Genomic DNA, 23,059 nt, shown 5'->3' with positions numbered 1-23,059 from the left:
CCTTGAAAGCCTACTGTTTATTATCAGATTTTATTTATTTACTTATTTAAAATACCGCTGACATGCCAACTGGTTGAGATTTTAATAATATACCCCCCATTAATACTAATAAAATGCCACCCGTTAATTTAATTAAAGTATTGATAGTTTTTCTTCTTTTACTTTTAAAGTGAATATTGTTTTTATCCCCGTTGCTTAAGTAACCTTGTACTAGCTTTGTTCCTATTGTTGTCATAATAGCAATGCTAGAGGTTGTTAATGCGGTACCAACCGACATAAACAATGCACTAATAATTCCTAGCCAATACAGCCCCAAGGTATTAGAAAAGAGTAATACCATGATTGCACCTGTACAAGGGCGGGAGTAAAATTCTTTGAAAAGTGTCTTCATATTACGCCAGATGACGATTGAGCCTAATATCACAACGGAATAAAAACTTAAACTGATGAAGTGGTTTGCTTCATTATTGACTTCGCGCATGGTTGAATTAAATAGCAGCAATAATATTGAGACAACAACAATGGCCACTATTGCTTGTAGCAAAGCAGACAAAACGGTGAGTATTAAACTTATTTTGACCTTAGTCGGGTGAGTTGAAAGATACGTTGTAACAATTAACTTACCATGGTCTGGGCCAAGGGAATGCAATACACCATATATAAAAGCCGCAGAGATAAGTGAAAAACCAGAGGCCAAGAGTTGAGTTTGAGTTGAATATAATAACTCAATTATTTGTTCATTTATTTCTTTTTGCCAGTGCATACTGGCCATCATTAATGAAGGTCAGTTGGCCAGATAGCATATCCAACACTTAAAAAGATAACGTTTGTAAAATATAACCTGGTTTTATTAAACGTTGTTGTGTTGAAAATTATTTTATTTTTCATGCTAACTCCTTATTTAATATGTTAAAAACAGTATTGGGCAATCATCATACTAAGATAAAATAGTTGCTACTAATACCAAAAGAATTAATAAGGTGATCATTCTTGCTGGTTAAACTCCCCCCTAACTGCGTTGTGAGTTTTGAAGTGAAAACAACTATCTCCTACAACTCACGCCTTATTAATTAGTGTTAATTTTTCCTGCGCAATCTCTGATCACTTATTTAATTCCATTGGTATAAATTGAAATTAGCTCAAAAGAAAGCTGTCGAAAGTCAAAAATAAGTTCTGAGGAATAATAATTGAAGTTCATTTTTAAAATGTAATTCATCACGTCTAAAGCAGTCAATTTGAAGATATTTTAAACGTGCATTAACACCTTGTAAAAATGATTTTTACTTGTCGGTTGTAATGTTAACTGGATCTTTTTCTAAGGCGGATATGAAGACGAAAACGATTTAGAGTATTTTAACGCTTAGGGTAAGTGGTAGTAAAAAGTGTGAGTTACCTGTGTTGAAAACATACATACTGAATCATTTAGAATTACAATTCTTGCGCTTGTAATTATCAGTGTTTTTATAACTCGAATGTTCAATTTAAGAAAATTAATTTGTCATAAAGACGGCTTTATAAATGATACGCCCATTTTTATGATAGAAGGGTAGGTTGTGGGTACCGAAGCGTTAAAATAAGTAATATCAAGTTATTGAGCAAGTCGATCTGTAACGGGACTAGAACAACACCACTCTTTGAGCTTTGCAAGTTATGCGAGAGTATCGTTTTACGAGCGAATTTAGCTCTGTGTATCCTGTTTATTTTTTGCGTGTTGTGATTAGGTATTTTTCTGATAATAACAAGGAGAGTCGCCGATAGAGTGAAGGCTGTAAAATTAATCCCCCTAATGACGTGACGAGTGCAGTTGAGCTGATTCTGATTTTCTATTCGATGACAATGCGTGACTGAGTTATTTGAATAAGTAAATAACTCAGTTGTTTCGATTTACTGTAATAATAGTCAATCAATTAAAACGCATGTTCACCCATCATTGGGGTCGTTTGGTTACTGCTAAATAAACTCGCGTGCAATCTCAACGCATGATTGTCGGTTAAGCTTGAAATGTAATCTGCAATGACTCTTTGTTCGCGTGATTCATCGCCATTTTGTGCTTTCCATAACTGTTTCGCACTCTCAGGCAAAAAGCGTAAGGGTCCCGCTTTAAAGGTTTCAAACAACTCCATGACAATTTGTTGTCCTCGGTATTCTAAAATTTGTAAATCAGGGCTTTTGATAACATAGTTTAAAACAAAGCTTTTTAGAATTTCTAAAGCTTGGTACATAGCGGGATCTAAGTATGCGTTATAAGCCAATAATGGCTCTATAAACTGTTTATTAACACGTTGAATGCTGATAGATGTAATTAATGCATTCACTAATGAGCCAATCGCATCTTTACGCTTAAAGTGTTGCAATGAAAATAAATTGTCTGTTATTTCTTGTAGCTGGTCATGTAAACAAAAGTCTTTAATGTCATATAACTGCGTCAGTACTTTTTCTTGCCATAAGGCTTTATTAATAATGCCCATCGCGATCGCATCTTCAAGGTCATGCACGCCATAGGCAATGTCATCCGCGATTTCCATCACCGAACAATCAAAAGATTTATATTTAGATTTTAAATGTTGTTTCGAGTCGTTTATCGGTGTTCTTTTACTGCCGAATAAACGTCGATCACTTTCACACAACGGCGCTAAAACAGAATCTAATAATGCTTTGTCATGATCATAAATACCTTTTGCAGGCATCCATTCTTCAGTTTTTAATTGACGAAAATTACGACTGTTATCAATAGGGTAGGAATTACTGAGTTCACTCAAACAGATTGGGTATTTTAATAGCCCCAATAAACTACGGCGGGTTAAGTTCATGCCGTTATGTTCTGTATATTGCTCAAGCTGCGTTAGAATTCGAAAGGTTTGTCCATTACCTTCAAAGCCACCGTGTTCTATCATCATATAATTAAGAGCCGTTTCACCACCGTGACCAAAAGGAGGGTGGCCAATATCATGGCTTAAGCAAATTGTCTCAATTAAATTGTTACCGGGTAACAAAGCATGAAATTCTGGCTGAATCATTTGTAAGTTAGCAATAATACCCGTACCGATTTGTGCCACTTCTAAAGAATGTGTTAAGCGAGTACGGTAAAAATCACTGAGGCCATTATTATGAATTTGAGTCTTAGATTGTAAACGTCGAAATGCTGCCGAGTGTAATACACGTGCTTTATCACGTTGAAAGGGGGTACGTTGGTCTAATCGTCTTTTTTTATTAGGCTCTTCTATCAGACGTTCTAGCCAAGCATTGTTAATAGAAAGATCGACGTCATTTGTTTTTATTGTTGCACCAAGTTGAATACTTTTATTATGTTCTTCAACCGTTGTCGTGTTCTTTTCTAAACGCATATTTTCACCGTTGTTTGCTAAGTACATAAAAAGTGTAACGTGTTTTTAGGCTGAAAAATACAGTTAAGTTGTTGTCATTACTGTTTATTAGAGTAATAACCGAATTGGATTATTAGGAGAACGGATTTGGTAACGAGTTATTAGCGTAGCGAAGTTAGGGTAAATTAAATAAGCGTTTTGTCGTAATAAGGTTGCTCTAAAAAAGCAGCAACAGAAAAACTCACTGTTGCTGTCATCATTATATCGTTGAATCTATTTTAGATTACTGACGAATACCTTCTAATACGATATCCAAATCAACGTAAGTTGATGCACCTTTAACATTCATGCCAAATTCAGCTAATTCTAATCGTGCTGTAGCCTCTAAACCTGTACGGTAATTGCCCCATGGATCATCACCTTGACCAATGATTTTAGCATCAACAACAAGTGGTTTAGTGACACCATGGAAGGTCATATCACCTGTAATAGCTAAACCGCCATCGGCTTTTTCTGCAACACTCGTACTAACAAATTTGGCTGTAGAAAATTTACCTGCATTAATGTAATCATCGCTTTTAAGATGCTTATCTCGCTCTGCATGGTTTGAATCTAAGCTGGTTGTGTTAACGTTTATTGTCACTTTAGACGCCGCTACATTTTTTTCATCATAGCTAAACTGTCCTTCAAATTTATTAAAACGCCCTTGAATAAAGCTGTAACCTAAGTGACTAACTTTAAAGTTAACAAAAGCATGCGTTGTATCTATCTTATAATCTGCTGCGATTGCGCTCATTGGTAAAGCCATTATTGCGCTTAAAGCTGACGCGATTAGTACTTTTTTCATGGTATTTTCCTTAGTTGAGTAAATATAACGTAGAACATGGTTTAAAATAGTTTAAAGCATTTTTTTAAGCGTATTATCTTTATTCATAAAATGATGTTTCAAAGCGGCAAGGGCATGTAAGCTTGATAAGCCGATTAAAATATAAGCTGCATATTCATGTACTTGTCCTGCGAGATCTTCTTGATTTTCAATAAAGGACCCTAAACCAGGTACTTCAAACCAATTAAAAACGTCAATACCGCGACCATCTGCCGTTGATATTAAGTAACCGGATAAAAACATGGTAAATAGCAAAATATAGATAAGGTAATGTGCAAAAGTAGCCGCTTTCTTTTCGAAAGCTGAGCCTTCTATCGTTGGTGCGGTTGATACAAGTTTCCAGATCAATCTCGCTATCGTGATCGCGACAAAACATAGACCAACAGACTTATGCCAGTAAGGGGCTGTTTGATACCATTCACTATAATAGCTAAGGTCAACCATCCAATATCCAGCTGCAAATAAACCAATAACTAAAATGGCTGATAACCAATGAAACGATTTTGCTAACTTATTGTATTTTGTCATTGCTTCTTCCATGCTTCAAATCTTAATAAGAATAATTGTTTTTTACTATCATTAAATGACTATAAATAAATAATAGTTAATGAAAGGTTAAGGAAATGAAATTTCTTCACCTGATTCTAACCAGGTAGGATATTTTTTCATACAAGATATAAATAAGTCGCTGTTAATTAATTTAATTAACCATTGTTGGACTAATAAATAGGGACTTTGTTCAAACCAGTTTTTATCTACACTAGCAAATTGTCGAATGAAAGGGAAAATCGCCATATCCGCTAAGGTGATATGGTCGGCAAATAAATAGGTTTGTTTATGTAAACGAGACTCTAATTCCATTAAAAAATCTTCTGCTTGGTCCCGGTAATATACTTGCTCATATTCAGGAAAACGATCTGCATACTTATATTTATCTAACCAAGATTTAAATTCATAATCGTTGTTGTCGATCAGTGACAACATCTCTTGTAACGAATCATTTATCCATTGTTGTGGATCGTTTTTGCTTAAGGCCCATACCATTATTTCTAAACTTTCGTCTAATACTTCTTGTTCATTTATCTTTAATACAGGAATGGTTTTATTTGGCGATATAGCCAATAACTCTGTTGGCTTGTGCTTTAATACTATTTCTCTTAATCGTACATCTTGTTCGCTAATCGCAATGGCTAAGCGAGCTCGCATTGCATAAGGACAACGTCGAAATGAATATAAAATAGGTGACATATATAAGCCTTTCAAAAGAAGATAATTGATTGTGGCAAATTAAGATAATAAGTGCATGTTAATTCTTTGTAAACTTATGTTTTAATTACCTGTTTCAATTAAGTGATCCAGGCATAAGTTCATATATAAAGAGGGGGCTCTATTCAAAAGACAGTCGCTGAATAGAGCATTGAACTAAGGTGTTTTTATGAAAGAAAGCTTAATAACTTAGTAACTTAGTAAAAAACATACTTAGAGTTAATAAGCTTAACTAGAGTTGAACTAATGTTTATGTTCATGTTGATGGTTATGTGTCTGGTCTTCTGCCTTTAGACTACAATGGTCATTAGATTGCTTCTGTTCATGCTCATTAGTACTTAATCGTTGTAATCTTTTTTCTTGGTTTGCTTGTTGAATGATCTGTTTTGCAGAGCTTAAGAAAAGAGTTGCTAAAAAGGCCGCTACAATTAAATCAGGTAAAGCACTGTCGGTAACCCATACACCTGAAGCGGCAATTAAAACTACTAAGTTTCCGATTGCATCATTACGGCTACATAACCAAACTGAGCGCACATTGGCATCGCCATCTTTATATTTCATTAGTAGTAATACACTGACTACATTGGCTACAAAGGCAAGTATCGCAATACTCCCCATAATGCCTGCATCAGGCGTTTGTATAAACCAGAATTTATATAAGGTCGAAGATAATACATAAATGGCCATTAACAATAAGCTAACACCCTTTAATAGGGCGATATTACTGCGCAATGACAAGGATTTTCCGATAACCCATAAGCTGATACCGTAAGTTAGCGTATCGCCTAAAAAGTCTAAAGCATCGGCTTGTAGCGATTGTGAGTTTGATTGTACGCCGGCGAACATTTCAACAAAAAACATAATGCCGTTGATTAAAATGATGGCGATTAATATACGCTTATAAACAGGATCAATACCGGTGAAATCTGCTTGGTGGTTACAACATCCAGCCATAAAATACCTCTTTTTGTGTTGTTGGATTGCTTTATAATGAAACTATACAAGCTCTAGTAACTAGAGGTTCAAGTCTTTTTTGAAAATAATTAAGGATAAATAAGAAATGGTTTATTCGATTGGTCAACTTAGTAAAGAAACACAATGTAAGGTACCTACGATTCGTTATTACGAAGAAATTGGTTTGCTGGATAAAGCACAACGTAGTGCAGGTAATCAACGTCGTTATACCAGCCAACAATGCCAACGTTTACACTTTATACGTCATAGCCGCGCATTAGGGTTTAGTCTTGATGAAATTAAGCAGTTGATTCATTTACAAGACTGTCAACATCACGATGCACATCAAGCACACGATGTAGCTCAACATCATTTAGCCGATGTTAGAAGTAAAATTGAACAGCTAAAGAAGCTAGAACAACAATTATTAACAATGATAGATAATTGTGATGTTGATGGATCTGATGATTGCTTGGTATTAAAAAGTTTGAATGAAGTAAGTGAAAAAGATAATTAACATTAAATCAATAAAAGGCGTATTTCTAAATTTTAAGACGCCTAGTTTTGAATGAACTCTTTTATAAATTAAGCTTAAATAACCTCAGCTCTGAATAAGCAAAGCGATACAACACCTCTATTTCCGCGGATTTATGCGTTAAATTATTTCTCAATAACCCGTTATTGTTTCAATAATTCGCTTTGAACTACGTAAAACTAACGGCACTGACTAGTAAAAAAATTTAACCTTATGATTTTAAATATAATTCCGCTTTCATTAATCAGAATTGAGGTTAAACCCCTTTTAAATCGCTCTCAATCCACATTACTAAATTATCCATTATTAAATAATGCATATGATTGCTTGGTCAATTATTAACCTGTAGACTACCACTTTATGGTTGCTTTTGAGGTTTGTGTCTCAACGCTACCACTCAAAAATGTGCAAAATAGATTTTGTTTAAAGGATAAAACTTAATCTATTAAAGAAGTATTTAGTGAATCTGTCATCAGACTCACACTACCGATTTTACTTATCTCTATACCGCTCTATATTTTAAGTCTTATATTAAGAATTATTCATCATAAGGAAGTGCATGAATTACTACCAATGGTTAGTTATATCGTTAACTTGGATCTCATTTTATGGCCATGCTCATACTAGCGAACAAGATCTTACAGATATTGAATTTGATGAGCTAATGAAAATTGAAGTTACTTCAGTCAGTAAAAAAAATGAAAAACTGTCAGAAGCGGCAGCTGCAATTTATGTGGTAACGGAAGAAGAAATTCGTCGTACTGGTGCTACTAGCATCCCTGAAGCATTATTTTTAGTGCCTGGTGTTGATGCTGCAAAAATAGATTCAAATAAGTGGGCGGTGAGTATTAGGGGATTTAATGGACGATTTTCTAATAAACTTTTGGTGATGGTCGATGGCCGTAGTATTTATACGCCTACTTCGTCAGGTGTTTATTGGGAGAGTTTGAACTATTTAATGTCTGATATTAAACGCATTGAAGTCATTCGCGGACCTGGTGCTACTTTATGGGGAACCAATGCCGTTAATGGTGTTATTAATATCATTACTAAAGAAGCCACTGGAAAAGAAGGTGGCGCTCTTTCACTCACTATGGGAACCGAGTCTCAGGGAGTAGGTGCCAGTCAAGGGGCTGAAATTAATGAAAATACTAAATTCCGAGCATATGTGAATGGCAGAAAGTTGGAAGAATCAAAAGATCTTTCTGGCCATGATCAAGGTAATGAAGGGCAATATCTACAAACGGGATTACGGTTTGATTTAGAACTAGATGATGATCAATGGTTAACCTTACAAGGCGATATCTATAAACACGATCTGCGACAACAATTCTCTTTATCCAATTTTGAAGACCCTTATATAGCAGAAATTCAGAGTGGAGACGTCGATCTTATAGGCGGTAATATCGGTGCTCGTTGGGGAATGAAAACCAGTATTGATTCAGAGTTAAATATTCGTACCAGTTATGATGTCTATGAGCACAATGATCTTCAATTTAAAGAAACGCGCAATACTTTAAATATTGAAATAGAACACCAATTTACTCCCTTTAAAAATCATCAGTTAATTTGGGGTGGAGGGTATCGTTGGAGTCAGAGTGATATAGAAAGTTCTGCTTATTTCTCAACCTCATCTTCTGTAGAGAATCTTGATATATGGAATTTGTTTATTCAAGATACTATGGAGTTACCTGAGCAAAATCTATCACTAACATTTGGTACTAAAATCGAAGGTAATACAAATAGCAGTACAGAAATTCAACCTAACATTAGGTTAAGCTGGTTACCATCGGATAGAGTTACGTTGTGGGGAGCTATTTCACGTGCCGTTAGAATACCTTCTCAAGTAGAAAGTGATTCAACAATCAACATACAAGTTCTTCAACCTAGCCAATTTGATCCCACTGCGACACCTGGTTTGTTACAGATTGTTGGTAATAATGGTTTTCAATCTGAAGAATTAAATGCCTATGAACTTGGATTTCGTTGGCTTCCTACCTCTACTTTATCCTTTGATGTAGCTACTTTTTACAACGTTTATAATGACTTACTAAGTTATGATATTGGCGATGCAGAAATAAAAAATGTTAATGGTAGTACCTTTTATGTGATTCCAATTAATCTTGATAATAATTTAGAAGGTTATAGCTACGGCACTGAATGGCTAGCCACTTGGCAAGTAACTCGTCAATCTCGTTTACGTTTTTCATATAGTTTTATAGACATTAAATTAAAAGATAAAGCTGAAAATTCATTTAGTAGTGAAGTTATCTCTTTGGTCGCAGATCGCTCTATTGAACACCAGGCTTCTTTTTGGGGAAGTTTTGATTTAAGTGATTCAGTAGAATTAGATTTACGCCTTTATTATGCATCTGAGCGTAAATGGGATAGTTCTGGTGGTGATTACTCAATTTCCGATGGTTTTGATAGTGATTTGCGCATTGGGTGGCAGGCAACTAAAGCATTAAACTTCTCTATTATTGGCCGTAATCTATTACATGCAGAAAAACAGCAGTTTATTACGGAATCATCAAGTACTGACTCTCTTATTGAACGCAGTATTGCGATTAATGCTCTTTACCATTGGTAATCGCCTTTAGAAGTATTTGAATATGATAAATAATTTGTCTATTAAATATTACTCGATCTTTGCTCTTCTTATGATGAATATCATAAGGCCAGTGTTTTCTGAAGAGAATAGTCCTAGTGCAGTAAAGGTGGCTTATATTTACAATATAGCTAAATTTACACGTTGGCCTGCAACGACTTGGAAAGATGCCAACGCCCCATTTATCTTATGTTCTTATGGTGAAGACATCGTTAGTAAAGAGCTAATAATATTAGAAAATAAAAAGATTGATGAGCATTCAATTAAGGTTGTTAACGTCAAAAAAGATCAAGATTTTCAATACTGCCATGCTCTGTATATTAGTACCGATGATAGTCGACTGTATCGTTATTTGCTCTCTCAAATAGACCAACAAAAAGTACTCACTATTACAGATGAAAGTCCATTTTTTGATTCAGGCGGATTGGTTAACTTAGTACGAAAAAATAAACGTTTACGCTTCCAAATATCTAATCAACAACTTTCTGACACTAAATTAATACTAAGTTCAAAATTACTTAAACTTTCAATCTTAGTCGACTAACTTAAGGTAAATTTGTGAATAAAATTAAACATTTTTCTTTACGCACTCAATTAATCGCAATTGGCTTTTTACCTGGTGTATTAGCCTCTATTGTTATTATTGTTTTTATGAGCTTTGTACAGCATCACTATAGTCACCTTGATTCTGAAAATGAACTTAAAACCTTAGCGGTATTAATGGCATCTTTAAATACAGCAACAGCCTTATTCAAAGACCAAGAAGCTGCTAAAGAGAGTCTAGATAGCCTTAATGCAAAAAAACAAATTGTATTGGCGAGAATTTATGATCAAGACAAACAAATTTTGGCTGAATATATTCAACCTTCTTTTCAACAATCAGCATCAACCTCCTCTTTGAAAATGACCTTAACGGAATTACAAAAAGAGGGCATGGATGGCCTGCTCCTTCAGCTTGAACCTATAAACTATGAGGGTAAAACATTAGGTTATGTACTTTTGGTTGATGATAGTAGTTTACTAAAACAACGTTTATTGCATACATTGGCTATTGCTCCTTTCATTTTTGCTTTAGGGACTCTTTTAGCTTTAATCATCGCAATTCGTATGCAAAGAATTATTTCTCGTCCGCTATTAGAAATAACAAAAGTGATTGATGCGGTTTCTGAACATAAAAATTACCAATTACGCATACTTGGTGAACGTACGGATGAAATTGGTGCGTTAATGAGTGGTTTTAACTTAATGCTTGAGCAAGTTGAAAAAAGAGATAAATCACTTCAAGAGCATCAAGATACATTAGAAGATAAAATTACGTCACGAACCATTGAGCTTGTTGCTGCTAAGGAAAATGCAGAAGCGGCGAGTAAAGCGAAAAGTGAATTTTTAGCTACAATGAGCCATGAAATTCGAACGCCGATGAATGGTATATTGGGCATGACTGAATTATTGCAGACAACGAACCTTGATGACCGACAGAAACGTTTCACGGAAACTGCTCATCAATCTGGCATTAATTTACTTGCCATTATTAATGATATTTTAGACTTTTCTAAAATTGAATCAGGGAAAATGCAGCTTGAACTTATAGAATTTAATTTACGTTCTCTTATTGAAGAGTTTGGAACTTTGTACGGAGAAACAGCATACAAAAAAAATATTGAATTAATACTTTCTATCCCAGCAAATTTTAATAATTTTTATATTGGCGATCCGCTTAAAATTCGACAAATATTGGCTAATTTATTAAGTAACGCTTTAAAATTTACTGAGCATGGACAAGTTATCTTACGTGTTATCGACAAAGATAGTGGCCAATTAAACTTTACTGTGACAGATACGGGTATTGGTATTGAACACAATAAAATGGACTATATTTTCGAATCATTTTCACAGGAAGATAGTTCAACAACAAGAAAATATGGTGGCTCAGGTTTAGGTTTACCCATTGCCAAACAGTTAGTTAACTTAATGGACGGTAAGTTATCGGTTAAATCTGAAAAATCACGGGGTAGTATTTTTTCTTTTGATATTACATTGAAGCCTGTGATCAATAATGCAATCGGATTAAACACAATGTCCGTAACAACGCATCCAGAATTTTCAGTTTTACAAAATAAACGTCTAATGGTTGTTGATGATAACCCGACTAATAGAGTCATTATTAAAGAACAATTAAATGAAATTAATGTTGACTGTGATTTAGCTGATGGTGGGCATGTTGCACTCCATTTATTGCAGGCCGCTCACGAAAATAACCATCCTTATGACTTATTAATTTTAGATATGCATATGCCTGAAATGGATGGTATTGAATTAGCAAAAAAAATCCGTCAAAACACGGACTGGCAACAACCCGTTATTATCATGCTTAGTTCTGTGACTGCAGATAGTGAATTATTAAAAGAAAACCAAATTACTTGTTTCCTTAACAAACCTGTTTTACAAAAAGAACTTTATCAATCTCTGACAAAAGCGATAACGGGTTCAACGGTTAATGCACAACGCTCAGTGAATAATACACAAAGTAATACACAAAATTACCAGTTTAATTATCCATATCGCATTCTTGTTGCGGAAGATAATCCTGTCAATCAAGAGGTGGCTGTTATTATTCTGGAGTCATTTGGTTTACATGTTGATATTGCTGATAACGGCTTAATCGCGGTCGAAGCGATCAAAAAAAATAATTATGATGTGGTGCTAATGGACATGCAAATGCCTGAAATGGATGGTTTAGAAGCGACACGGACTATTCGTAGTTTGGAATTGAAAAACGTTATTCCTAAAGGCAATACTATTATTGCTTTAACAGCTAATGCCATCGATGGTGATATGCAACGTTGTTTGCAGTCAGGCATGGATGGTTATTTAAGCAAACCTTTCTCAATGACTCAACTTTATGACCAATTATCCCCTTGGTTGAGTATTCCTCGTCACAACGAGACCAACAGTAAAAATGACGTTATTAATACGATGACAGCTCAGATGAATGAAAAATTAGCTTCCGTCGACCCTGATGCATTAAATAAAATTGCCTCATTGCAACCAGGTCATTCTGATGCACTAGTTAATAAAGTCGTCTCGCTTTATATCAACACGTTAACCGAAAGTTTATCTACTTTTAAAGAAGCAACGTTAAATGATGAAAGTATTAGAAAAGCAGCACATACCTTAAAATCTAGCAGTGCAAATGTCGGGGCTTTTCAATTAGCTAAATTATCAAATAATTTAGAGCAAGCGATTATTGCTCAAGCCGATTCATCAATAGCCACGCTGATTGATGAGATTGAAATTGAATCTCAACGTGTCATTTCATATTTTAACGAAAAAAATAATGAGTCATAATTTAATGGTTGATAGCGGTATATTACTCTCGATATTGAGGTCTTTATGAATAAGAAATTAATATTAGTGATAGATGACGATGAAATGACTCGACTATTAATTAATCAAGTCTTATCACCGGACCTTTTTGATGTCGTTGAGGCTAAAGATGGGGCTGAAGGTATTATTTTATTTAATCAGCATACGCCAGACTTGGTTTTATTAGATGTTGATCTACCTAAATTAAATGGCTTTGAAGTATGCCAGTTAATTCGTGAATCAGAAGAGGGGCAAAGAGTGCCAATCATTATGATTACTGGTATGGATGATACAAAATCTATCGAATATGCTTATCGTTTAGGGGCTACTGACTTCATTATTAAACCCATTAATTGGTCTTTGTTTGGACACCACTTGCGTTATATTTTACGTAATAGTCATTATTTTAAATCATTAAAGAAAAGTGAATCTCGACTTGAGCATGCTCAAAAGATTGCACGATTAGGCTACTGGGAACTAGAAGGTAATAAAGGGCATTTATTGTTGTCTAAACAGCTTTCTAAAATGCTTTCTTTATCATCTTATAAGTTTGAGAACGGCAAAGAGTTTTTACTTGATTTGATTCATCCTTCTGAAAAGTTTCATATCAAAAATGTATTATTACAGGCCTTTAATGATGGTTTAGCATTTAATTTAGATATAAGAATTAAGTTGCCAACGGATGCGTATTTACATTTAAAACTGCAAGGTAAGTTGTTAGAAGATAATAAAGCTGCAATACCGATTATTTCAGGCATTATGCAAGACATTAGTGAACTTAAAGAATCCCAGAAAAAGCTGGTACATATTGCCCATCACGATGCGTTAACTAACCTTCCTAATAGGGTGTTATTTAATAAAAGATTAGAGGGTGCAATACAAAGAGCTGATCGACTCAAGCGTAAAGTCGCACTATTGTTTATTGATTTAAACCGTTTTAAACAGGTCAATGACTCGCTTGGTCATGAAGTTGGGGACCTATTATTACAAGAAGTGGCATTACGTTTCAGTACCGTTATACGTAAATTCGATATCGTGGCGCGTTTTGGTGGAGATGAGTTTGCGATACTGCTCGACTCAATCGATGATTTAGAACAAATACCGCCATTTATTAAACGTTTTCAAAAACTATTTGAAGATCCATTTTTCATTAATGATGAATATCTTCATATTGGTTCGAGTGTTGGGATCAGTATTTATCCTGATAATGGCAGAGAAATAAGTGAATTATTAAGAAATGCTGATGCAGCAATGTACCAGGCTAAAAAACTAGAACAAGATAATGTCTATTTTTACTCTAATGATTTAACAGAAAGTACTGCTAAACGTTGGTCTATAGAAAATCAATTACGAGAGGCTATTGAGAAGGATGATTTCATTCTTTTATATCAACCAAAGGTATGCAGTAATACTGAGTTAATATCAGGTGTAGAAGCTCTTATTCGTTTACCAGTAAAAAACGATTCGCCAGTTTATCCTTCTGAATTTATACCCATTGCAGAAGAATCTGGCCTTATTATTGCGTTAGGGAAATGGGTCATTGAAGAAGCTATTCGTCAATTAAAAGCATGGCAGAATACGGCTTGTGGGCATTTATCCATTGCGGTTAACGTCTCTAGCCGACAGCTATACAGCAAAGGGTTTACCAAGTTCGTTGTCGAAGCTTTACAAAATGCTGATGTGGACGCTAGTCAATTAGAAATGGAAATTACTGAAGAACATTTAATACCAACAAACCAAGAAAATACAATTAAAGAAACCCTGACAGATTTAACTGATATCGGCATCAGATTATCGATTGATGATTTTGGTACTGGTTATTCTTCATTATCACAATTAAAAAGTATGCCAATATCAATATTAAAGATTGATAAATCTTTCATTGATCATATTCCAAATAACAAACAAGATACCGCAATGATTAAATCCATTATCAGTTTAGCTAAAAATCTTGAATTACAAGTGGTTGCTGAAGGGGTTGAAACCATTGAGCAGCTGATTTATTTGCGTGATAATGATTGTGACATTATACAAGGATATTATTATTCTAAACCAGTGACATATACTGAAATAGAACATTTAATAGAAAATAAAAAGTGGTAGTTTAAGCGGAAATAGACGGTTGTAGATATATTTTTATTGAATATCTATATGATAAACCCATTGATTAATATCGGATTTTTAAACAAGTCTAATCGTAAATTGTTTTATTATTGTTTGTTTTCTATCCATTATTAACTGTTAAATTTGTTTAGATTACTCTACCTATGAGCTTAGTGATTGCTTTTGACTCTATTAACTTGAGCTTATAATTCGACATTATCTGTTGTCATATATTACTAATTCCCCTTTAACGAAATAAATAATTATTTGCTAACTCACTGTTAAGCAGATAAATTTACTAACCATACTGAATTTAGAGAACTAATATGAAAAAACCGCAACGTGATATAACCCTGAGATTTTTAGCTGAAACTCAAGATGTAAATTTTGGCGGGAAAGTTCACGGCGGCGCTGTGATGAAATGGATAGATCTTGCAGCCTATGCTTGTGCAGCTGGTTGGAGTGGTCGTTATTGTGTAACCGCTTATGCTGGTGGTATACGTTTTGTTGCACCTATTCATGTGGGCAGCTTGGTAGAAGTACTCGCAAAAGTTATTTATACCGGAAAATCATCAATGCATATTGCTTTAGAGGTAAATGCTTGTGACCCTAAGTCGCTTAATAAACGCACCACAACACATTGTATCGTTATCATGGTTGCAGTCGATCAAAATGGTCAATCAGAGTTAGTGCCACAATGGATCCCTGAATCAGAAGCTGATATTAAACAACATGATACAGCAATGAAACTAATGGAAATGCGTAAGAAAATTGGTGAAGAAATGGAAATCTTTGTAGATTAACTTTTTCTTAAACTTACTTTTTCACCATTAGTTTTTGAAGATTAAGAGCAATTAATAACTTGATGGTTTATACATCATCAAGTTAAGCATTTCTTTATCGTTAAAAGTTAACACTGAGATATTAAATTTTTGTTCATTTTTAAAGCATCATTTTTATTAATGTCACCTTATTATCTGAATCGAAGCCAAAAACCGAAATTAAAAAAATAGTTAGAAAGTAGTTAGAACATAGTTAAAACATAGTTCAGAGTATCGCCTAAATAATATGTGCAGATATAAAGTGTTGGGCTGTTATACCGATTACATTAAATATGTTATCTACATTTTGCGCTGGAAAAATAGTTCAACTCAAGGCGAAAATTGAGCCTTTCGAAGATTAACTTCGTTAATCATCTATCGGAGAATTCACCAAAAAATGTTAATGCTTTAATGGCTACTCCCTTTACGAAATTTACAACGAAGAAGAGGGCTGTTTTAACCAGTAAAATAGATATGCTATTTATTGTGATTGGTATTAATCAATAAATAATCGGAAGGTAATGATGAAACTAGTTTATACACATGAAAATCATTTTATTGTCGGGAACATAAAGAATCTAATTGAAGCACAAAACATCAAAGTGTTTATTAAAAATGAGTTTTCGCAAGGTGCGATGGGTGAAATGTCTGCTTTTGATTGTTGGCCTGAGGTTTGGGTTTTTGATGATAATGATTTAGAAGCGGCTACTGCCATTGTAAAACAATCTCAACAATCAAAAAATATAGCTGATTGGGTTTGTGCTAACTGCAATGAGAAAAATGATCCTGCTTTTGAAGTCTGCTGGAATTGTAATAATGAAGCGCCGTAATTTCTTAATCTAGTCGTTGTAATGAATGCTAAATAATCAGAAACATTATACTAAAATAGCAGAATAGGTTTATTTTGAAAGTAGTAGCAATTAAATGGCAAGACACCATCTCGGTTCGTCATCAAGTGTTATGGCCACATAAGCCCCCTGAATTCTGTAGGGTGGAAGGCGACGAACAAGCTTTACATTTTGCAGTGATGGGTAGTCAACAGATAGTTTGTGTTGCCTCTCTTTATATTGACAATAATACTGCAAGATTAAGAAAATTCGCGACTCTTAGTGCATTTCAAAGCAAAGGAGTTGGATCTTTTATGATTAATTATCTTATTGATAACTTAAAGCAGCAGGGCATTAACTACTTATGGTTTGATGCAAGAGAATCAGCTTTAGGTTTCTATCAACGCTTTGGTTTTGATAAAATGGGGGAGTTATTTTATAAAAGTGATATTGCCTATTATAGAATGTCTAAAAGCTTATAAACCTTCCATGGCTTTGTATTTAACGCTTGTAGCTTATTCACATAACTAAATAACTATAATGAGTATAAAACAACTGACTATATAGTAACTGACTATATAACAACTTATTATATAAATGGTTATGTGATAATTATCGATACTTTAATATGGTTTAATCACTAAAGCTTTTGTGGATAAATTGATGTCTTAATTGTACAAAGTCTTCTTCTGTACAGGCCAAAAACTTCATCGCAAACTCGTAACCTTCTTCTTTAAACTTATCTAGTTTAGCTAACTCATATTCATTCATAATAATATGCATTGCTTCTTGGACGAGCTCTTCTTCATCTTCTCCAATTAATGTTTCAGGTGGATCAAAGTGTGTCACCATCCAATCTTGTAATTGTGCGTTATCAATTTTCTTTTGATGCCAAAGTGTCAGGGTATCAACAACTTGTTTTTTAGTGATAATAGGTTGAGTCATGGTTTCTCTCATTTAGTTACTTTAATTAGGATCATAACTGATCGAGATATCTATAACTACCCGAAGATCTTACTAATTAGATTGTGAGCAAACTACCATTATGTGTTGCTTATTTTTTAGCTGCATTTCGATAATCAAATGACTGATTTGTTTGAAATCATAAAATGGTTATGGTTAGTTTGAAAGAGCCACTATATTGGGGATTGGGGTTATTGAAAAGTATTCACTCTAATGGGGATTAGATCAACGTTATTCAACTGTTTAATCAAGTAATCGATGCAAATAGTTGTATCGTACCGGCATTTTATTCTGTGTTAATCTTAATAACCTTTTCCTGTAATGAAATAATCATAAATACAATCTCCACTTTTTATACTATATTAAGAGCTTATTAAATGTTTAGTTATGCTGTATTAAGTAATTGCCTATCTATTCACTAGGTTATTTAGTTTCAAGTACATATGTGTATTTTATAACGGTTAAATTATTAGAACTTATCTTATTTAAGCCATATCATTTTATTAATAAGTCATCGTATATCACTGGCGTATAAAGAGAAGTTGGAGAGATGGAAGTGTCAAAGATAGATAATCGAGAGCTTACTCGTTTAAATCAAGTCAATTGCGGTGAAATCATACATTTACAAATTATTACCGCGACTAAGCCAATTCGTCTGAAAACACGTTTAATTGGTGTTGATCCTAATATGTCAGTGATTTTAGCTTTTGGAAATGATGCAAATTGGATCAAAGCATTACCGCATATTAAAGAAACTAATGATGTCATTGTGCGTTTTATGAATAATGATCAACAACAAGCAAGCGTTGTTGCTTTTCGATCTTCAATACAAAAAATTATGACGATCATGGGACGTTGGTTAGTTTTAGATTATCCGAAAACGATTGAATCAGCTGCATTACGACAACATCGACGAGTTGATGTGAGTGTTGAAGCTTCAATGGTTGATTCAGAAACGAAGGCTGTTCTAGCGCATGGTGTGCTGATTGATTTATCTATTCAAGGGTGTGCTTTTGTCAGTAAAAAAGAAAAGAGTTTAAGCGTAGGCACTATCTATGAACTGTGTATTGATCTTGAAGAAGAAAATAAAAAGATTTGTCTTTCAGTGGCGTTGAAAAATATAAATAACTTAGGCGTTAATGATGAAGTGCAATGTGGTCTTGTGTTTATGACCCCTGAAACGGAAGCTAAAGCGAGTATTCAAGAGTTGTTGTTACATCATTTACAAAAATAAGGTTTACCTGTCGCTTAAGAAAGCATTAATCAACAGGTAACCTTATTTCATTAATATACTCATTTAAAAGCTGTTTAATGCTCTTTCGTTAATGTTCCTAGTAACCAGCACTTAATGAAGATGGAGTACGTGGATCAGAGGCGCCATATAAGCCAACATCGGACTTCATAATCGTTTGTGTGCTACCCATCGTTGACTGTACTTTTAATTGGTGCCCTTTTTCTTCCAATAGTTTGATCGTATCTGCACTTAAACCAGATTCAATACGAATATAGTCAGGTAACCACTGATGATGAATACGTGGTGCTGATGTTGCTTCAGCAATATTCATATCATAATCAATCACATTAGAAATCACTTGCAGCGTTGTCGTGATAATACGAGAGCCTCCAGGAGTCCCTGTCACCATAAACAATGCATTGTCTTTTAAGATAACAGTTGGGCTCATCGAACTAAGAGGGCGTTTACCTGGTGCAATTGAATTAGCTTCTCCACCAATTAATCCGTAACCGTTTGCATGGCCAGGCTTAGATGAAAAGTCATCCATTTCATTGTTTAGCAGAACACCCGTTCCTTTCGCAACAATCCCTGAGCCATAACTGTAATTCAATGTATAAGTGTTGGTTGCGGCATTGCCCCATTTATCAACGACACTAAAGTGTGTTGTTTGGTCACTTTCATAAGGCAAGTCAGCATCAGGTTGAATATCTTTACTTGAAGTCGCTTTATTAGGGTCAATGGTTGCCACTAGTTGCTTTGCATATTTTTTACTGGTGAGTGTTTTTACAGGGACGCTTACAAAGTCACTATCACCTAAATGTAAGCTACGATCTGCATAAGCTCGGCGCATACTCTCAACCATAGTATGGATATGTTGTGCGCTATTATGACCCATTGCAGCTAAATCATAGTTTTCAAGCATATTCAGTATTTGCACTATGTGTACACCTCCTGAAGACGGTGGTGGCATAGAAAATACTTCATAACCTCGGTAAGTTCCTTGAATCGCTTCACGTTCAACTACGTTATAATTTTCAAGGTCTTTTTCAGAAACCACACCATTTGCTTCTTGGATACTAGTTGCAATTGCTTTGGCAATCTCACCTTGGTAAAAGCCTTTTTCACCTTCTTTACTGATGATTGATAATGTCTTCGCCAAATCCTTTTGTTTAAGAATATCGCCAGGTTGATAGTTGGAACCATCTTCTTTATAGAAAATTTCACGTGTATTAGGCCACTTACTTAAACGCTCTTTTAGCGCATTTAGTGAGTTAGATAAATCCGCTGTGACCACAATACCTTCTTTTGCTAATTTAATAGAAGGCGCTATTAACTGTTCTCTAGACATCGTACCGAATGTTTTTCGTGCATGTTCTAGACCCATTACCGTGCCGGGGGTACCGATAGCTAAACCATGAAAAGTTGATAAATTAGGAACTACTTCGCCGTTTTCATCAAGGTACATATCACGAGAAGCTTGAGCAGGTGCTTTTTCTCTATAATCAATGGCAACTACTTGTTTTTTGTCTGCAAGGTACACCAACATAAAACCACCACCACCTAGATTACCGGCTCTTGGCAGTGTTACGGCTAATGCATATCCAACGGCTACTGCTGCATCAATAGCATTACCGCCTTGCTTTAAAATATCTAACCCAATTTTAGTTGCAATAGCTTCCTGTGAAGCAACCATGCCACTTTTCGCCCATACAGGATGATGTATCGCCATTTGACTATAGATTGCTGTCTGTGGTGCTGTTGGGGTGGTTGCCGCAAATGTAGTTGGGGTAATGGATAATAGCGAAAAGGATAAAACAGCGAGCTTGAGTGGATGAGACATTCGATTTTTAATGAGAGCTAACATAGTGATGTTCCTTATTTAAAAGTAAAGTTTCCATTTATTGTTATTCTTATGATGATTATTATCATTTTTAAGTCAGGTATAACAGTGTTGTTCCTTTATGTAAGTGCAAACAGATTGCGGGGTTAAAAAGTTAATACTTCGCTTTGCTGCTAATAAATCGCGAATGTGGGAAGATGAAATAGCTAATTGACTGGTACTTTGAAAATAGATATGCCCTGCTAAAGCGCTATGTAATAGCGCAGGGTTTTGTATTTGATGTTTAGTTAAAAGCGCACTCACAACTTCATTAAACGTTGGATCCCAACCAGGTCTGTGGCTAACGACTATATGACAATAATCTAATATCTCTTGATATTGATACCAACTATCAAAATTAATTAATGAATCCATGCCCATAATAAAGCAGATTGGCGTCTCTGGATATTGCTGTCGTAATAACTTTAATGTATCAATAGTATAACTGGGAGTAGATCGGAGTAATTCTTGAGTATTGAGTTGTAACTCTGGTGTTTCTTGAATAGCGAGCTTAACCATATCAATGCGTTGCTGCGTATTAGCTAAGCTTTTTTCTTTATGCGGCGCGATATAATTTGGCAGTAAATATAATGACTGTAAATTCAGTGCTTGTTGAATCTCTAATGCAGGGCGTAAGTGGCCAAAATGGATCGGATCAAATGTCCCACCTAAAAAACCTATTGCAGTACAGTCATTAATTTTCATCTACTTCCTTTATTTTAAAAATTGATAACAAATAGCATTTAATTGTAGCCAAGTATCTGTTTTATTTTCAACTTTAACCGACACCTCTAATTGAGCGCATTCAATAAGCATTTTCTCTAATTGTAACGTGCTTAAACGGTTTAATGCCTTAGTTAATAAAGCTTGTTTAGCTGGCCATAACTTAGGTTTCTGTTGTGCAAATAACGATGGTAATGATTGTGTTTTCATCTGATACGAATATGAAAGCAGTTTTTGAATCTCACTGGCTAATGTTGCGCTCATTAACAATAACTCTGTACCTTCAGCTTGTAATTGCTTAATAATACGTGCATTTCGTATTTTTTCACCACCTAACAAACTATCTACCCATTGGAACAAACTAAAATGATTATGTGTCGTAATACTTTGTTCTACTTGGGGTAAATGTAAATGTTGTTTTGGAAAAAGGATAGATAATTTTTCAATTTCTTGTTTGGCTGCCAACAAGTTACCTTCAAAATGCAACGTTAAAAAGTCAATAACTTCATTGTCAGCCGTTAAACCGACAACACGAAGACGTTGAAATAACCATTGAGGGAAACGTTGCGGCATTAGCGCATTAGTGGCAACAAACAATCCCTGCTGCTCTAGCTTATTGAACCAAACACTTTTTAATTGCTGAGCATTGAGTTTTGGCCCTTTAATGACCAATAAAATATCTGGATTTAAAAGGGGAGTGATTTCTCTAATGAAGTCAGTATTTTCTTTGGTGGTTTTACTGAGTGTTAATTCAATAATTTGTCTTTCAGAGAACAATGATAGGGTATTGAATTGACTAAATATTTGGTCTTTATCAAAGCTACCATCCAAGCTATAACTAAAACGTTCTAAAAAACCTAATGCTTTAGCCTTAACTTGAATTTGTTCAAAGGCTTCAATGCTTAATAGTGCTTCATCACCAAATATCAAGCAGCAGCTAGGCAGTTTTTGTTGGATCTGTTGTGCTAGCTGTTCAGGATAAATTCGCATAAAAGGTTACTCTGCCGCTTGGTTTTCTATGCTCAGCATAGTGGCAATAATATGATCGGCTGCAACTACTCTTAACTCTTTGATTAGTAGCTCTTGTTCACGAGATTTTGCTAATGCTTGCGAAGAGTCGTAAAGGAAATCTCGGTATAAATTAACGTCAAAATCTTTAGTCGTATAATTAGGCATTTTTAAAGAGTATTTCATCACATAACCAATCTCTTTTTCTGCATTTTGTGCGGTTGCATATAACGAGATAGTACGTTCACTTTGACTTTCTGATTTCAGCCTTAATACAGCTGCATCAGGGTTAGGTTCAGTTAATATTTTAATATTAGCACCACGTAAACGCAGTTTAACAAGACGTGTTAAATCACCTTTAGGGTTATTAGTTTGTAGATATATTTCAGGGAATTTTTCCACCAAACCATTATTATGTTTAAGGTGAAAACCACAGCCACTTAATAATAATGTCATTGCGATAGTCATTAATAGCAATGTCTGACGATAAAAAGCTCGAGGGTGAATTGAATACATAAAAAGCCTTTTGTAGTGTTTAATAGAATGAATAAATTAAGCCAGTT

20 protein-coding genes are annotated in these 23,059 nt (G+C 34.7%); 9 read left to right on the top strand and 11 right to left on the bottom strand.

Annotated elements, in window-relative coordinates; all coding sequences use genetic code 11:
* Positions 1 to 46 precede the first annotated feature (46 nt).
* The 6 genes from GQR59_RS10940 to GQR59_RS10915 form a co-directional block, all read right to left on the bottom strand.
* On the bottom strand, positions 47 to 763 hold the full coding sequence (locus GQR59_RS10940) for a nickel/cobalt transporter (RefSeq protein WP_201288092.1): 717 nt from the start codon (positions 761 to 763) through the stop codon (positions 47 to 49).
* Positions 764 to 1,907: 1,144 nt separating this feature from the next.
* Positions 1,908 to 3,344 carry an anti-phage deoxyguanosine triphosphatase gene (locus GQR59_RS10935; RefSeq protein WP_160065129.1) on the bottom strand — a complete coding sequence of 479 codons (1,437 nt, stop codon included), beginning with the start codon at positions 3,342 to 3,344 and terminating at the stop codon, positions 1,908 to 1,910.
* 262 nt (positions 3,345 to 3,606) lie between these two features.
* Positions 3,607 to 4,170: a YceI family protein gene (locus tag GQR59_RS10930; protein WP_160062705.1), complete on the bottom strand. Its 564-nt coding sequence runs from the start codon at positions 4,168 to 4,170 to the stop codon at positions 3,607 to 3,609.
* Positions 4,171 to 4,221: 51 nt separating this feature from the next.
* The gene (locus GQR59_RS10925; protein ID WP_236546740.1) at positions 4,222 to 4,737 is read right to left on the bottom strand and encodes a cytochrome b; all 516 of its coding nucleotides are present in this window, start codon (positions 4,735 to 4,737) and stop codon (positions 4,222 to 4,224) included.
* Between the two features lie 87 nt (positions 4,738 to 4,824).
* The gene (locus tag GQR59_RS10920; protein WP_160062701.1) at positions 4,825 to 5,457 is read right to left on the bottom strand and encodes a glutathione S-transferase; all 633 of its coding nucleotides are present in this window, start codon (positions 5,455 to 5,457) and stop codon (positions 4,825 to 4,827) included.
* A 261-nt stretch (positions 5,458 to 5,718) separates the two neighbouring features.
* A complete protein-coding gene (locus GQR59_RS10915) occupies positions 5,719 to 6,429 on the bottom strand; it encodes a cation transporter (protein WP_160062699.1) in 711 nt (236 codons plus the stop codon).
* A gap of 106 nt (positions 6,430 to 6,535) precedes the next feature.
* Here GQR59_RS10915 and GQR59_RS10910 point away from each other — a divergent pair, with 106 nt between their 5' ends.
* From GQR59_RS10910 to GQR59_RS10875, 8 genes are all read left to right on the top strand, one after another.
* Positions 6,536 to 6,946, top strand: coding sequence for a MerR family transcriptional regulator (locus tag GQR59_RS10910; protein WP_160062697.1), 411 nt, complete (start codon positions 6,536 to 6,538; stop codon positions 6,944 to 6,946).
* A 577-nt stretch (positions 6,947 to 7,523) separates the two neighbouring features.
* Positions 7,524 to 9,554, top strand: coding sequence for a TonB-dependent receptor plug domain-containing protein (locus GQR59_RS10905; protein ID WP_160062695.1), 2,031 nt, complete (start codon positions 7,524 to 7,526; stop codon positions 9,552 to 9,554).
* A 70-nt stretch (positions 9,555 to 9,624) separates the two neighbouring features.
* A complete protein-coding gene (locus GQR59_RS10900; RefSeq protein ID WP_160062693.1) occupies positions 9,625 to 10,116 on the top strand; it encodes a YfiR family protein in 492 nt (163 codons plus the stop codon).
* Between the two features lie 14 nt (positions 10,117 to 10,130).
* The gene (locus GQR59_RS10895) at positions 10,131 to 12,920 is read left to right on the top strand and encodes a response regulator (RefSeq protein ID WP_160062691.1); all 2,790 of its coding nucleotides are present in this window, start codon (positions 10,131 to 10,133) and stop codon (positions 12,918 to 12,920) included.
* 45 nt (positions 12,921 to 12,965) lie between these two features.
* Positions 12,966 to 15,041 (top strand): EAL domain-containing protein, encoded by a 2,076-nt coding sequence (locus tag GQR59_RS18935; protein ID WP_160062689.1) that lies wholly within the window; start codon positions 12,966 to 12,968, stop codon positions 15,039 to 15,041.
* A gap of 326 nt (positions 15,042 to 15,367) precedes the next feature.
* A complete protein-coding gene (locus tag GQR59_RS10885; RefSeq protein WP_160062687.1) occupies positions 15,368 to 15,844 on the top strand; it encodes an acyl-CoA thioesterase in 477 nt (158 codons plus the stop codon).
* A gap of 539 nt (positions 15,845 to 16,383) precedes the next feature.
* Entirely contained in the window at positions 16,384 to 16,692 is a 309-nt protein-coding gene (locus GQR59_RS10880; RefSeq protein ID WP_328600621.1) for a putative signal transducing protein, read from the top strand.
* Positions 16,693 to 16,766: 74 nt separating this feature from the next.
* A complete protein-coding gene (locus GQR59_RS10875) occupies positions 16,767 to 17,171 on the top strand; it encodes a GNAT family N-acetyltransferase (RefSeq protein WP_160062685.1) in 405 nt (134 codons plus the stop codon).
* A 151-nt stretch (positions 17,172 to 17,322) separates the two neighbouring features.
* Here the strand turns inward: GQR59_RS10875 and GQR59_RS10870 are convergent, their stop codons facing one another.
* Complete coding sequence (locus GQR59_RS10870; protein WP_160062683.1) at positions 17,323 to 17,634, bottom strand: hypothetical protein; 312 nt, start codon at positions 17,632 to 17,634, stop codon at positions 17,323 to 17,325.
* Between the two features lie 574 nt (positions 17,635 to 18,208).
* On the opposite strand from GQR59_RS10870, the gene GQR59_RS10865 reads away from it, so the two are divergent.
* Positions 18,209 to 18,886, top strand: a complete 678-nt coding sequence (locus GQR59_RS10865) for a PilZ domain-containing protein (RefSeq protein WP_160062681.1) — start codon at positions 18,209 to 18,211, stop codon at positions 18,884 to 18,886.
* Positions 18,887 to 18,983: 97 nt separating this feature from the next.
* On the opposite strand, the gene ggt is transcribed toward GQR59_RS10865, so the two are convergent.
* The 4 genes from ggt to GQR59_RS10845 all read right to left on the bottom strand — a co-directional run bounded on the left by ggt (position 18,984) and on the right by GQR59_RS10845 (position 23,012).
* Complete coding sequence (ggt, locus tag GQR59_RS10860) at positions 18,984 to 20,750, bottom strand: gamma-glutamyltransferase (protein ID WP_160062679.1); 1,767 nt, start codon at positions 20,748 to 20,750, stop codon at positions 18,984 to 18,986.
* 72 nt (positions 20,751 to 20,822) lie between these two features.
* The gene (gene nadD / locus GQR59_RS10855) at positions 20,823 to 21,470 is read right to left on the bottom strand and encodes a nicotinate-nucleotide adenylyltransferase (RefSeq protein ID WP_160062677.1); all 648 of its coding nucleotides are present in this window, start codon (positions 21,468 to 21,470) and stop codon (positions 20,823 to 20,825) included.
* Positions 21,471 to 21,479: 9 nt separating this feature from the next.
* Complete coding sequence (holA, locus tag GQR59_RS10850) at positions 21,480 to 22,478, bottom strand: DNA polymerase III subunit delta (RefSeq protein ID WP_160062675.1); 999 nt, start codon at positions 22,476 to 22,478, stop codon at positions 21,480 to 21,482.
* A 6-nt stretch (positions 22,479 to 22,484) separates the two neighbouring features.
* Entirely contained in the window at positions 22,485 to 23,012 is a 528-nt protein-coding gene (locus GQR59_RS10845) for an LPS-assembly lipoprotein LptE (protein ID WP_160062673.1), read from the bottom strand.
* Positions 23,013 to 23,059 lie beyond the last annotated feature (47 nt).

The organism is Psychromonas sp. L1A2 (assembly GCF_009828855.1).
In the GTDB taxonomy this organism is placed as follows: domain Bacteria; phylum Pseudomonadota; class Gammaproteobacteria; order Enterobacterales; family Psychromonadaceae; genus Psychromonas.
This window is presented reverse-complemented; position numbering and strand designations above follow the sequence as displayed.